Below are 14,199 nucleotides of genomic sequence, written 5' to 3' on the forward strand. Positions count from 1 at the left end.
TCTTACAAAATAATAAACTAATGATTACTTTTGCTGGGCCACATACTCGGATGGTGACACGCCGAAATGCTTGCGGAACACCGTTGAGAAGTGGGCCAGATTGCTGAAGCCAACCGAATAGGCCACCTGTGATACGTTCAGTTTCTGCTCGCGCAACATACGGGCGGCTTGTTCCAGGCGCAGGTTGCGCACAAACTCCTTCACGTTCAGTCCGGTGATGTCCTTCATCTTGCGCTGCAGATGGGTACGACTGAGGCCTACCTCGGTAGCCAACTGCTCGGCGGTAAAGTCGCTATCATCCATGTGCTTGTTTACGGCTTGCATCACGCGCTCCATCAGCGCTTCGTCGTTGCTCTTCACCTGTTTCTCCTCTATCTTATCCTTCTGTTGCTGGGCGCCGGTGAACTTGCCCTTCAGTCGGAGCACATTGCTGATCAGACTGTTGATGACCACGTGCAGCTCATGGATATTAAAAGGTTTGGCCATAAAGGCATCGGCACCTCCCTCCAAGCCTTCCAAACGGTTGGCTACATCGGCTTTCGACGTGAGCATGATCACGGGTATATGATTAACGACCGGATTCTTCTTGATCATACGCAGCAGCGTGAAACCGTCCATCTCGGGCATCATCACATCGCTAACCACCAGATCGTAAGGCGTATTGAGCAGCGTCTTCATAGCATCACGCCCATTATAGCAGGTGTCCACATGATAATACTTGGCCAGCTCTCGAACAATGAAACTGCAAAGTTCAGCATCATCGTCAACAAACAAGATGCGGTAGTGACTTGATGGTCGGATAGAACTGTTGGTAGGTTTTTCTTCCACCTCAGTTATCATCTCCTGCGGCTGAAGATGGGCATGGCCCTTAGGCAAGCGCACCACGAAACGACTGCCCTGCTCATCGGCACCTGTAGCCACATCGATGCTGCCATGATGCATATCCACAATCATCTTGCACAGGTTGAGCCCAATGCCCGTGCCAGCCAGATGAACCTCGCCAGAGGGATGACTCTGGTAGAAGCGGTCGAAGATATGCTTGCGGTCTTCGGGCTTGATACCTATGCCGTCATCCTCAACCGTCAATGAGATATGGCCGTCGGCAGTGTCGTTCAAACCAAGTGTGATATGCCCGCCATCAAAGGTATATTTGAAAGCGTTGGACAGCAGATTACTAATCACCTTGTCGAACTGGGCATGGTCTATCCATGCCATCAGGCGCTGGTCGGGATGCTTGAACTCGTAAGTAATATGGCGCTCGTTGGCATTGTATTTATACATATTAAACACGCCCTCGGCAAAAGCCACCATATCGGTATGCTGGCACTGCAGCTGCATCTGCTGCTTGTCGATCTTACGCATATCCAGAATCTGGTTCACCAGGTTCAGAATACGCTGGGTGTTGCGTTCTATCAGTCCCAGCTCTTCGGCATCCTGAGCAGTCGGATGGCGCTGTTTCAGTTTCTCGAGTGGCGCCATGATAAGCGTGAGCGGCGAACGGATGTCGTGAGTGGCATTAATCAGGAATTTCATCTTCTCATCATCCATCTGCCTGCGCTTTTCACGTATATAAATATAAATAAGGAAAAGCAGGATGGCCAGTGCTATAAAGAGATAGCACACGATGGCCCAAGCCGAACGATACCAGGGAGTTAGCACGACAACGGTAAACATACTGACCGGCGAGTAAACACCATTGACGTTGGCCCTGACACTGATACGATACGTGCCCGAAGCAAGGTGATTGAAACTGATGGTATTGTCACCTGCATCAAGCGCCGTCCAGTCGGCTGCGTTGTTCACCTGATACTCATAAATGGTATTGTCAGCATGAAGAAAATCCAGCAACGAGAACTCCATCGTAAAAGAGTTGGTCTGGTAAGGTATCTCAAAATACGCCAGCTGATGGGTTGGGTAATGATAATCGGTTGTTACCAGCGCCGTAAGCACTACCTGACCACACGACTGGTTGGGCATTAACACCTGGTCGGGCTTAAAGGTGGTGATACCATCGGCTGTGCCGAAATAGATGCTGTTGCTATCGGTATGCAGACCGGCCCCCACCACATACTCGCGGTTGCTCAGCCCGTTGCCTCGCACATAACTGGTCCATTGGGCGTTTCTGCTGTCGTAGTAACAGATGCCCATCGAGGTGCTGCACCAGATGCCGCCACTACGGTCGCACACCATATAACTGATGATGCGGTTGCGCAGCAGTTCTGAATGAGCCAGCTCCTCTACCCTGTTGCTCCGGCTGCGATACACAAACAGCCCCTGACCGGTGCCTATCAGGATGTCGCCCTCGTTGGTTTCGCAAAGAGAGTAACACATGGTGTCGTTAAGAATATGCGACCAACCAAGCGAGTTGAAGCTGCCTGTAGCAGGCTCAAAGCACGAAACACCGGTAGAAGTGGCAAACCATACGCGCCCTTTACTGTCGGGCAATATGGCTTGTATCCAGTTGTTGCACAGCTCACCTTTCTTACTATTCTTCTGATAGGAGTTGTAGTTGACCAGCTGACCTGTGGCTACATCATAGATGCAGAATCCACGCGAAAAAGTAGAGATGTATATCTTGCCTTTGCCATCATCGGCAAGCACATTAAACTTATCGCAGTCATACTCGGCCACCTGCTTATAGGCGCCCGTCAAGGGGTCATAGCTATAGAGCGCCTTGTCAGTGCCCACCCAGTAGCGTCCCTGCGCATCGCGGTGTATCGACTCGATGGGCATGGGCGCTTTAGGCTGCTGAACCAACTTGCCCTGCAGGTTAAAGCCATATATACCATTTTCTTGTACCGAGCACCAAATCAGTCCGTTATCGCCCTGACAGATGGCTGTGACAGGGGCACCTATGGCGTGCGACGCTGGCGAGATCTGCCAACTGGAAAATGGTAACGCACGCTGCGGCAGCATGAGCAAACCGCGCTGTTGGCAACCTATCCAGAGATTGTCTTGACGGTCTTTAAAGATGCTCCACACTTTCGAGGTGTTCAAACCGGTTTCTGGGGTGTCGGTCTCAATCCTGGTCATACGGTTGGTGCCTTTCTTCATACAGAACAAACCGCTACCACGGGTGCCGATATACAAATCGCCTGTCTTATCCTTATAGATGGTTCGGAAAACAAGCCCCTGCATGGTGCCTCCTGACACCTCGTAATCCATCGGCTGCAGCTGTCCATTCTGATAACACAGAATACCGTGCATACAGAGTATCAGCACCTTACCGTCGGTCTCAGCAAAGCCCATCGGGGTCCCTAAAACCGACACATACTTCTGTGCGGAGGCATGACTATGCAGCTTGCCGACAGATATGCCTTGACTGGCATCACATTTCCAAAGCCTACCTGTACTATCCTCAAACAGATTAGAATAAAACTCATCGTCATCGGCAGTAGTAAAGCCTTTTACGCGGCTCAAGGTAAGGGTGTGCTTGTCGGCCTTATACAGACCATAGCCAGCCGTGCCCACCATCAGATCGCCACTGGTGAGGCGCAGTATCTTGGTGACGCGTGGTTTCAAACCATCGGGAAACCTGAAATGCAGGAAATTACGAGCTGACGGGTTATACAAATCAAGTCCTTTACCAGTGCCTATCCAAACCTCGCCCGTTGGCTCGCAGAAAACGGTAGATACCAAATTATTGGCTATACTGGCAGGGTCGGCAGGATTATTCAGGAAACTCACAAAATGGTAACCATCATATCTATTCAGACCATATTCGGTGCCTACCCAGATATAACCCTCAGCATCCTGACAAACCGAAGCTGCCGAAATGGTAGTGCTAGATAATTGTTCGGCCGTAAAAAAACGCCAAGCAACACTCTGCGCTGGTTTTAGCCAGAACAGAACAAGCAGAAGAATCATCAAACACCTTACACGCCTCATTCTTAGTTATTTATTCGGGTGCAAAGTTACAATAAAAAACTTAATTGACCTTTTATATTTGACACATTTTCTTTCAATTTTAACACACACAAAGTAGCATCAATCATAAAAATAAAGGATGTTATCCTTCATTTCAGGGCGCTTACCGTGTGGTGGCTGCATCTTCTGGTAAGACTTATACTGCTCGTCGGTAAGAATCTGCTTCAGCTTCTTCTCGTATTCCTGACGCTTAGCCATATGCTTACTGTCGGGTTTCTTTGGCAAAGCCTTGTTGCCATCCATCTTGGGTGGTTTTGGTCTGCTGCCATCAGCCTTCTTAGGTGGCTCTGGTGGCATCAGAATATCCTGGTACTCCTTGTTCAGCGCAGCCACTTTGCTTTTCTGTGTATCGTTCAGCTTCAGCTTACTGGTCATCTGGGTTGTCATCTCCTGATGCGTCATCTTCTTAGGTGCCTTTCGGTCCGATGGCTGAGCCATCGCTGTAGTCATCGACAGGAGAGCTACCATCATTACAATAATCTTCTTCATTGTTTCTAAGTTTTTATAATTGTTATTACTATCAATAATTGTCGATGTTTGTATTTCGACGCTGCAAAGATAGTAATATACTCAATACCAGCAAAATAATTTCAGCCAACCTGCTTTTTTCTTCAGCAAGCACTTGTATGTTTCAAAATAAAGTACTATCAATAAACTTTAATTCGGCTTCGAGCATGGCTAATTTCGGCATCTCGAAGCCGACTTTTTTTGCCTCTGCAATTGGTCGCGAATAGAGGTATTCAATCTCCATGGGACGATGAAAATCGAAATCAAGTTTCATCGACGGACTGTAGGGTACCATCTCATCGGTCATCTGCATCATCTTATCAGCAAATTCTGACGTCAGCGTCTTTACACCTAAGGCGTTAGCTGCGCCTATCACCTCCATCATCTGGTCGTATATCAACTGGCGTGTGGCTGGGTTCTTCAACAGCTTGTCGGTGCTGGTGTTCAGCGCTACCGTCATACCGTTAAACGGCATGTTCCATACAGCTTTTTTCCATCGTGCTTCCAGGTAGGGCACCTCGGCAGCCTGGATGCCGGCATCAATCATATCTTGCAATAGCACCTCGAACTTTTCCTGCTGGCACGAGAAGTTTCCCAGATTAATGCTACCATAGCACTGGTGCGAAACATGGCCTGGACCAACCTTGGCTGAACAGATAAATGCCAAGCCAGCTACAATCTGCAGTCCGGGGAACTCTTTCTGTAAATCATCCTCCAGTCCTATACCATTTTGTATAAGTATTACAATCGAATGGTCGTGGACGATGGGGCGCAACAGCTCTGGCAACACATCGTGGTTCTTAACCGATTTCAGACCTACGATGATCACATCCGACTTAGGCATATCCTTCGGAGCTGTGTAGGCGTTAATATGTGGAAGATGAAAATCGCCGTCGCACGAATCTACTCGCAAACCATTCTGCAACACATATTGACAGTCACTATGTGAGAGGAAATGTACCTCACGTCCTGCTTGTGCCAAACGTCCGCCATAATAGCCTCCGATGGCTCCCATTCCTATTATAGAATAACTTAACATGCTGATACTTTTTAATTAAATCCGTGCAAAGGTAAACAAAAAAACTGTAAGCGGCAAACATGCCGTTATCTTTTTAGGATTCATTAGGTACTGGTTACAAATCGTAACAAAATGTAGGGGTTATAATTATAATTTATTTCAAAAGCACACGTTTTAAAGCGTATCATATTACAGAATGTTAGTTTGAAAGAGTTTTTATAATCAAACTGAAAGATTTATGCTTGTATCATTTTGAATGTTTGTACCTTTGCGGGCGGAAATTTCAAACAACATAAATATGATGAAGGTAAAAAAACGTTGGATTATCCTGATGACAGCAATGACACTGATTGCTGTCATGGGTGTGTTTGTGGGCGAACCCACATTTGAGTGCGACTGGCGTGTGATATCGGCAGCTGATGTAGCGTGGATTATTACTGCTACCATCTTTGTGTTGATGATGACGCCAGGACTCTCGTTCTTTTATGGTGGTATGGTAGGCGCTAAGAATGTGATTTCTACCATGCTGCAGTCGTTTATTGCCATGGGACTGATTTCGGTGCTGTGGGTAGTAGTAGGTTTCTCGCTGTGTTTTGGCGACGACATCGGTGGTATTATCGGTAACCCGCTCACGTTCCTGATGTTCCAGGGTGTAGGTGGCGAGGTTTATACCACACCTGCAGGTAATATATTAGGTGGCGCTACCATTCCTTTGGCACTGTTTGCACTGTTCCAAATGAAGTTTGCCATCATCACCCCATCGCTGATTACGGGATCGTTTGCCGAGCGTGTACGCTTTTCGGCCTACATGTTCTTTATGATGTTCTTTTTCTTCGTCATCTACTGTCCGCTGGCACACATGACGTGGCATCCCGAGGGACTGTTTATGCGCTGGGGCGTGGTTGACTTTGCCGGTGGTATCGTGGTACACGCATCGAGTGGTGTTGCCGCACTGGCAGGTGCTATCTTCTTAGGTCGACGCAAGGCTGAGACACGTAAGAGCGAGCCAGCCAACATCCCCTTTGTGCTACTGGGTGCTGCCATGTTGTGGCTGGGATGGTTCGGCTTTAACGCAGGATCGTCGCTCCATGCTGATGGTATAGCTGTAAAGGCATTCCTGAATACCAACACCGCATCGGCCACTGCGATGATGACCTGGATTTTCTTCGACTGTCTGCGCGGTCGTAAGCCATCGGCCATGGGCGCTGCCGTGGGTTGTGTAGTTGGTTTGGTAGCCATCACACCATCGGCCGGTTATGTAACCGTAGGACAGAGCATCTTTATTGCATTCGTTATCACACTGATTTGTAACATTGCCGTGTACTGGCGCTCACGTACCAGCATCGACGATGCACTCGACGTATTTCCAACCCACGGAACTGGTGGTATCTTTGGTACTGTGCTGACGGGTATTTTCATTCAAGAGGGTCTGATTGCCGGTACCTGGGAAGGTTTCGTCATATTCCTGTATCACCTGCTGGCCATTGTCATAGTTTTTGTTTATACATTTATTATGAGTTGGTTGGGTTACAAGCTGATCGACCATCTGATTCCTATGCGTGTATCAGCCTACAGTGAGAAGGTAGGACTCGACTTCTCGCAGCACGACGAGCACTACGGACTAGCCCACATTGGTGAACGTGAGTTAGCCGAGTACGAAGAGCATATTCGTGAGAAATACAAAGCCCAGTAAATCAGGCGTATCTAGAAAATACCTGATCTACCAAAGCTGCGAATTCTTGGAAAGCATCGGTGTCGCTGAGCGACGAGAGGCTTTTTACCAGTTGGCGATAATACCAGGCGTGGCACGCTGGATCTTTCTGATTAAAGCGCTGCCATACCTGCTCGCCCTGCTCATGATAATGAAGGAGCATGGCACGCATGTTTGACAGTTTATCGCCAAGCGCCACAATCTTAACATCGCGACTGGCTGCTGCGATATGATCGATAGCAGCCTGTTTGCGTATCTGCCAGCTATCAATATGACTCATGCCAGGCACCTCGCTGTCGGTCTCCGAATCAACCAGAGCAGCTACACGAGGGCCGAACTCGGTACGGATATCGGCCACATTTACACCGGCATCCTCAACCACATCGTGCAGTACGGCTGCTGCTAACAATTCCTGATCGTCGGTAATAGAACCCACGATAGCCATAGCCTCGAGGGGATGCGCAATGTAAGGGATTTTAGTACCCTTACGAACGACGCCTGAATGGGCCTTAGTGGCAAAACAGATGGCACGATCAACCAGACTAGAATCGATGGTTTGCTTTTTCTTATCGTGAGGTTTCACGTTGGTAAGGTGCGACAACAAATCGTGCTGGATGATACCATTGGTAGCCACCACACTGTTGCCCTGGGTGAAGTCGGGCTCGCCATCGTAGTTGGTCACGGTGCCACCGGCCTCTTTCACGATGAGTGCACCTGCCATGAAGTCCCACTGTCCGATGTACTGTTCGGCATAGCCGTCGTAGCGTCCGGCAGCCACATAACACAGCGCCATGGCAGCCGAACCACACATGCGGATGCTGCCTACATGACCGTAGAGCTGATCGATGAGACGCTTGATGACGGGCTTATAGGCATCGCTGTTATAGGGCAACTGCAAGCAGAGCAATGCGTCAGAAATTTTCTGGGTGCTTACGCGCAGCAGATGGCCGTCGATATAGGCGCCCCCACCCTGCCAGGCATAGTAGCACTCATCGGCACACACCTCATACACCACGCCCAGCAACACCTCACTGCCCTGCAGCAGGGCAATGCTCACGGCATAAGGGGCATACTGATGGATGAAATTGGTGGTGCCATCAAGCGGATCTACCACCCATAAGAGTTGCTCCTGATCGTGACCAGCCAGTCCTTCCTCAGTGATAAAACCTGCCTCAGGAAGCAGCTGGCGCAGAGCGGTTACAATCAGTTGCTCGGAGCCTTTATCTACATACGACACGTAATCGTGGGCATGTTTTCTTTCAACGTTCTCAAGTGAGAACTTACTTCGTTCGTTCCTAATGTAAGCGCCCGCCTGCCTAGCTATCTGGCAGACGGCGCTTGTCAATTGTTTTAAATCCATTTACTTGACTTCCTGGATGATTTTTGCACCCTCTTTAAGGGCTTCCATATTCAGAGGTATCAGTCCATGATGGCGCTCAGGGAGAGTTTTGTAGAGAGCCTTCTCTACACCCTTGTCGCTTACTACAGGAGCTACCTTCAAGAGTCCGCCCAGAACAATCATGTTGAACACCTTACCGTTTTTCATCTCGGCAGCCTTGTCCATGGCGTTGATTTCATACACAGTGATATCCTTACGGGTTGGCTTGTTGATGATACCGAAGCCATCGTAGATCAGAATGCCACCGGGCTTGATTTTGGGCTCAAACTTTTCGAGTGATGGCTGATTGAGCACTACGGCAATGTCGTACTTGCTGAGGATAGGCGAAGAGATACGCTCGTCGCTCACAATCACAGTCACGTTGGCGGTACCACCGCGCTGCTCAGGACCGTAAGCTGGCATCCATGTCACCTCCTTATCCTCCATCAGTCCACTATAGGCCAGAATCTTACCCATTGAGAGCACGCCCTGACCTCCGAAACCTGAAATAATTATCTCTTTTTTCATTTTATCATTATTTCATTCTTACATTTTTACATTAAAGACTCGTCGTGTCTTTCAGGTCGCCTTTGGGATAGAAGGGGAACATGTTCTCCTTCATCCATTCGTTAGCCTTGGCAGGAGTAAGCTTCCAACCACTGTTACAGGTTGAAACAAACTCTACTAGCGATGAACCCTTACCTGCCATCGAAGCCTCGAAAGCCTTGCGCAGCGCCTTCTTAGCCTTCAGGATGGAAGCTACGCTCTCTACACTCTGACGGGTGACATAGCAGGTACCCTCGAGACCGGCAGCGATATCGGCCATCTTCAGGGGATAACCGTGAATCTCTGGATCACGACCGTAAGGACAGGTAGAGGTCTTCTGACCAATCAGTGTGGTTGGCGCCATCTGACCACCCGTCATACCATAAATAGCATTGTTGACGAAGATAATCACGATGTTCTCACCACGGTTGAGGGCGTGGATGGTTTCGCAGGTACCGATACATGCCAGGTCGCCATCACCCTGATAGGTGAACACCAGGCGATCGGGCCAGGTGCGCTTGATGCCAGTGGCCAGTGCGGGTGCACGACCGTGGGCAGCCTCCTGCCAGTCGATATCTATATAGTTGTAGGCAAACACAGCACAGCCCACAGGCGATACGCCGATGGCCTTGTCTGCCATACCCATCTCTTCGATTACCTCGGCAACGAGCTTATGTACCACACCATGGCTGCAGCCTGGGCAGTAGTGCATATGGTTGTCGTTCATCAGCGTCGGCTTCTTGCAGACGATGTTCTCTGGTTGAACTATTTGATTTCTATCCATAACTTACATTACCTTCTTAAGTGCGTTAACAATTTCCTCGGGATCGGGAACGATACCTCCCAAGCGACCGAACTGCTCTACGGGCACAGCACCGTTGACAGCCAGGCGCACATCCTGAACCATCTGTCCGGCGTTGATCTCGGCCACCAGAATACCCTTTACCTTCTTAGAAAGCTCAGCAATCTGCTTTTCGGGGAATGGGAACAGGGTGATGGGACGGAACAGTCCTACCTTGATGCCCTGCTCGCGGGCTATCTCAACACTCTTCTCAGCAATACGGGCTGCACTACCGAAGGCTACGATAGCATACTCAGCGTCGTCCATCTGCTGCTGCTCAAAGCGCACCTCGTTCTCCTGAATCTTGCGATACTTCTCCTGCAGGGCGATGTTACGCTTCTCCATAGCCTCGGGCTTCAGCTCGAGCGAAGTGATCACCACGCGCTCACGGTTCTTAGGCTTACCGGTAGAGGCCCATGGGCACTCGCGGATCACCTCCTCATCAGTACGGCGGGGCTTGATAGGTGGCAGCACCACCTTCTCCATCATCTGACCGATCACACCGTCAGAGAGAATCATGGCAGGGTTGCGATACTTGAATGCCAGCTCGAAAGCCAGGTCAACAAAGTCGGCCATCTCCTGTACTGATGATGGGGCCAGCACGATCACCTTGTAGTCGCCGTTACCACCACCACGGGTAGCCTGGAAATAGTCGCCCTGTGAAGGCTGGATGGTTCCCAGACCAGGACCGCCGCGCTGCACGTTAACAAACACTCCTGGCACCTCGGCACCAGCCATATAGGTGATACCCTCCTGCATCAGCGCAATACCAGGCGATGAAGAAGAGGTCATGGCACGCTTACCGGCACCGGCAGCACCATAAACCATGTAGATACTGGCCAGCTCGCTCTCGGCCTGAACCACCTGCATACCAGTGGTCTCCCAAGGCTTCAGCTCAGCCAGCGTCTCAATCACTTCACTCTGCGGAGTAATAGGATAGCCGAAATAGCCGTCGCATCCGCAACGAATAGCAGCGTGGGCAATAGCCTCGTTGCCTTTCATCAACACAACTTCTTTCTGTTCTGCCATACTTATTCCTCCACTTTTTTACGGTACACGGTGATACAACCATCGGGACAAACGATGCCACACGAAGCACAGCCCACGCAGGCCTCCTCGTTGACAGCCTCCACGTAGGGGTAGCCGTGCAGATTAACTTTGTTGGCAAGGGCAATTACCTTCTGAGGGCAAGCGATGATGCAGAGGCTGCATCCCTTACACCTCTCGGTATTCACCTCAATAGCGCCTTTCATTTTAGCCATAATATTCTTGTTTACGCTTTTTAATCACAATTTCGGGTTGCAAAGATACTAATTAGTTATCAAAATGCAAAAGAAAAACACCATTTTCTTTCATTTTAACTCAAAAAGCTATTATTTTCCTAACAAAAATTAAGGCAACACCTCTACCACTGGATAGTTGGCGGGAACGTGAGTGAACTTGAACTTAGTACGTTTGAAATCGGTTGTATATAAGTTATTAAGCTCAGCGTTCAGCTCACCAACTTTGCCTTTCAGCCAGCCTTCAGTAAACGATGTGATCTCGCTGGCGATGTAGCATCCCACAGCTTTATCACCTCCGTTGCCAATCAAAGTGCCGCCAGCTGTTTCGCCTACAATGATGTCGCCCGTGCAATAGCAGGCATGCACCGTGCCAGTGTTGGTGCCCACCAGAGCACCGCCATCGGTAGTAATATCATCCACCACACGGCAACCGCCTATGATGCCGGCATTGATCACAGCCAGTGCCCCACCCCGGATGCTGCCCACGGTGGTAATCTGCAACTGCTCCACACAAGCCTGACTGCCCAAACAACCAAACAGTCCGCTACCATTCAGACGGTTGATAAATCGGTCGCCCCCTAAGAACGTACCCTGGAAGGGTTTATCGCTGGTACCGATACCCTGCCACACATTACCAGTATCCGTAGTACTCTTCTGCATGGTGATATCAGCATCCAGACGGATAAACTTACCTTGGAAGGTCATCCCACCTTCGCTGACCTCCTTAGCCAGCGACAACAACTGCGCCGCCGACTTGATGACATAAGCATCAGCTTCTGTGCCGCCACTATGCCCATAGATATCCTTCACATCACTATCTGGTCCATACAACCACGTGGCATCGTCGATGGTAAGCCCCGACTGATTATGAGTCGTCACATCCTTAATTTCCATCGTCATAAACGTAGACTTCTTGCGCAGCAGACCTAAGTCGGGCGTGGCTCGATAGTTCCAATCATGATAGTCAACACCCAGATGCATCTGCTCGTTGCGGTGGTTCAGTATGATGGTCAGCGTGGTTTGCTGGCCCGAATGGAATTTCACCTTACTAAACGTACCCTTATAGGTTTTGGTGAGCATCTTATCAGGCTGTGTGGCATCGGGATATTTCACCGTAAACGAGAATGGCACATCGCCTGTATAGGGCGTGGTGATGCCATAAAACGAGAAGCCGTTTTGATAGAGTTTGATCGTTTTATATATCTGATCAGAGGGTGCTATATCAAGATTAGTACCCTGGGCCGACCACGTGAATCTGGCGGGCTGATGGCTGATAACCATATTGCTCACCTCCACTTTTTTATCCAACTCTCCGGCTATAAAGTCGGTGGTGTTTACCACCACGCACACATTGCTCAGCGCATGGGCAAAACGCACCTTGGTAGAGAGTCCGCCCGTCTCGGCCTTGGTGTTGAGATTATAGCACAGCAACAAGTCTTCGGCAGCCATCGCTGCAGTGCCTTTGGTATAATCCACTTCAGTGCTATTTGTTCCCCCCAGCTCGCCAGCATAACTACCATCAGGCTGCACGAAGTTATAAGTAGCAACTGGCAGACTATAGCCCACAAAAGTGTGGGCCGAGCTACCGTCAGACCAGTATATCTTATCAGGTCCATTATCGCAGCGCACCCATTTTGAGCCATCATTCTGATAGCTGATACCGCTATAGGTAAAAGCCGTCAAAGGCGTAGTGGTGCGACGGATGGTAGTAAACACAATCTTATCGTCTTTGACAAACTCCTTGCGACCTACCACAACGCTGGCAGCCGAACCCTCGGCAGCAGCACGGGTGAGGGCTGCGGGCTCCTCGCCATCTACAGCCACCTGGATGCCACGTATCTCTAACTGAGCATCGGGCACTGGCGTTTCATCGTTAGCACTACAAGCCGAGAGCAGGGCCACGGCCAAGAGGAGAAATAGGTTGTTATGCTTCATTCTGCTTACTAATCTTCATCGTTACTGAATAGAGTTGTCCGGCATCAAACTGCGTCTGACTGAGCTGCATCTTATAGCGCTTGTTGCCATCGCGCAGCCACAGGGTGGCATTATGATTGAGTGCGCATGGTGGCACAATCAGGCGATAGCTCTGACTGCCTGCCTCATGATAGGCGGTATAGGTACTGAGCTTATCCACGGGGATAGGCTCGCAGGTGGCACTGTTAGCTCCAATCTTAGCCACGCCAACCACCACACCATTCTGATGCTTTTCCGAAACGGCATTCTTGTTCTTATACCCAAAGCCAGTGATGTTCACCTTGCTCTTTCCGGCATAGTAGTCGCCCACTATCACCTCGGCCTGATCGATGTCGGGCATACCTTCGAGGGTGAGCACGGCATCTTCAGAGATGGAGATGCCATCAGCAGGCGACAGTTTTATCATGAGTGCTGCCATCACGTGCTTGAAACTCAGGTGCACATTATACGAACCTGTCTGCTGGATGGTCTGTGCCCACATCACGTCGCTGGCCTTATAATGAGCCTCCTTGTGCTGGTCGGCATGAAACACGTTACTGTACTGCTCTATTCGGGCACCAGAACCTGTGATATATATCTGCTCCTCGCTCCAAGTCTGAGCGGTAAACACGTATGGTGTGGGCTGCGCCAGATAGCGCTGAAACACGTCGGGACCATTGGATGGTTTATAGTCGCCATCGATATCGAACCCGTCATCCGAAACCACTTTCACCCATGAGCTTGTGGTAGCATCCCACTTCAACAGCCAGAAACCATCGAAGCTGGCACTATAGGTACTCTCGCCAAACTCGGTGACCGACGACTGCGGACAGATAATCTTGAGTTTGATCAAATCACCTTTCTCAAAGGCATCGCCCTTGATATTGGTACGCGTGAGCGCACGACCCACGAAATTATCTACCGACGTGCTGAACGCCAGTGTGCCAGTCGGTTGCTGCGTGGGCTGCGGCTCATCAGCCTGGCAGCCCACTAACAGCATGGCAATAGAGAAAAAGTAATTTTTATATTTCATTC

The 14,199-nt window shown here is 49.8% G+C and carries 11 protein-coding genes and 1 pseudogene; 1 reads left to right on the plus strand and 11 read right to left on the minus strand.

Features of this window, described 5'->3' with window-relative positions; genetic code table 11:
* Positions 1 to 24: 24 nt before the first annotated feature.
* The 3 genes from T360_RS0113300 to T360_RS0113310 all read right to left on the minus strand — a co-directional run bounded on the left by T360_RS0113300 (position 25) and on the right by T360_RS0113310 (position 5,473).
* Positions 25 to 3,867 (minus strand): two-component regulator propeller domain-containing protein, encoded by a 3,843-nt coding sequence (locus T360_RS0113300; protein WP_197019321.1) that lies wholly within the window; start codon positions 3,865 to 3,867, stop codon positions 25 to 27.
* 120 nt (positions 3,868 to 3,987) lie between these two features.
* Positions 3,988 to 4,416, minus strand: a complete 429-nt coding sequence (locus T360_RS0113305; protein WP_028913216.1) for a DUF4890 domain-containing protein — start codon at positions 4,414 to 4,416, stop codon at positions 3,988 to 3,990.
* Between the two features lie 142 nt (positions 4,417 to 4,558).
* Positions 4,559 to 5,473 (minus strand): 2-dehydropantoate 2-reductase, encoded by a 915-nt coding sequence (locus T360_RS0113310; RefSeq protein ID WP_028913217.1) that lies wholly within the window; start codon positions 5,471 to 5,473, stop codon positions 4,559 to 4,561.
* Between the two features lie 277 nt (positions 5,474 to 5,750).
* On the opposite strand from T360_RS0113310, the gene T360_RS0113315 reads away from it, so the two are divergent.
* Positions 5,751 to 7,145 (plus strand): ammonium transporter, encoded by a 1,395-nt coding sequence (locus T360_RS0113315; RefSeq protein WP_231488184.1) that lies wholly within the window; start codon positions 5,751 to 5,753, stop codon positions 7,143 to 7,145.
* A gap of 1 nt (position 7,146) precedes the next feature.
* Here T360_RS0113315 and T360_RS16580 read toward each other — a convergent pair whose 3' ends face one another.
* The 8 genes and pseudogenes from T360_RS16580 to T360_RS0113350 all read right to left on the minus strand — a co-directional run bounded on the left by T360_RS16580 (position 7,147) and on the right by T360_RS0113350 (position 14,197).
* Complete coding sequence (locus T360_RS16580; protein WP_255326938.1) at positions 7,147 to 7,746, minus strand: HD domain-containing protein; 600 nt, start codon at positions 7,744 to 7,746, stop codon at positions 7,147 to 7,149.
* Positions 7,738 to 8,523, minus strand: a pseudogene (locus T360_RS16585) (inositol monophosphatase); the annotation flags it as partial. The pseudogene T360_RS16585 and the gene T360_RS16580, both read right to left, overlap by 9 nt.
* Positions 8,524 to 9,069 carry a 2-oxoacid:acceptor oxidoreductase family protein gene (locus T360_RS0113325; protein ID WP_028913219.1) on the minus strand — a complete coding sequence of 182 codons (546 nt, stop codon included), beginning with the start codon at positions 9,067 to 9,069 and terminating at the stop codon, positions 8,524 to 8,526. It lies immediately after the preceding pseudogene.
* A 31-nt stretch (positions 9,070 to 9,100) separates the two neighbouring features.
* Positions 9,101 to 9,871, minus strand: coding sequence for a thiamine pyrophosphate-dependent enzyme (locus T360_RS0113330; protein ID WP_028913220.1), 771 nt, complete (start codon positions 9,869 to 9,871; stop codon positions 9,101 to 9,103).
* Positions 9,872 to 9,874: 3 nt separating this feature from the next.
* The gene (locus tag T360_RS0113335; protein ID WP_028913221.1) at positions 9,875 to 10,957 is read right to left on the minus strand and encodes a 3-methyl-2-oxobutanoate dehydrogenase subunit VorB; all 1,083 of its coding nucleotides are present in this window, start codon (positions 10,955 to 10,957) and stop codon (positions 9,875 to 9,877) included.
* A 2-nt stretch (positions 10,958 to 10,959) separates the two neighbouring features.
* The gene (locus tag T360_RS0113340; RefSeq protein ID WP_028904302.1) at positions 10,960 to 11,190 is read right to left on the minus strand and encodes a ferredoxin family protein; all 231 of its coding nucleotides are present in this window, start codon (positions 11,188 to 11,190) and stop codon (positions 10,960 to 10,962) included.
* Positions 11,191 to 11,319: 129 nt separating this feature from the next.
* Positions 11,320 to 13,146, minus strand: coding sequence for a fimbrillin family protein (locus T360_RS0113345; RefSeq protein WP_028913222.1), 1,827 nt, complete (start codon positions 13,144 to 13,146; stop codon positions 11,320 to 11,322).
* Positions 13,136 to 14,197, minus strand: coding sequence for a fimbrillin family protein (locus T360_RS0113350; RefSeq protein WP_028913223.1), 1,062 nt, complete (start codon positions 14,195 to 14,197; stop codon positions 13,136 to 13,138). The genes T360_RS0113345 and T360_RS0113350 overlap by 11 nt, the downstream gene beginning before the upstream one ends.
* Positions 14,198 to 14,199: the final 2 nt, after the last annotated feature.

Source organism: Prevotella sp. MA2016, assembly GCF_000619825.1.
Lineage (GTDB): Bacteria > Bacteroidota > Bacteroidia > Bacteroidales > Bacteroidaceae > Prevotella.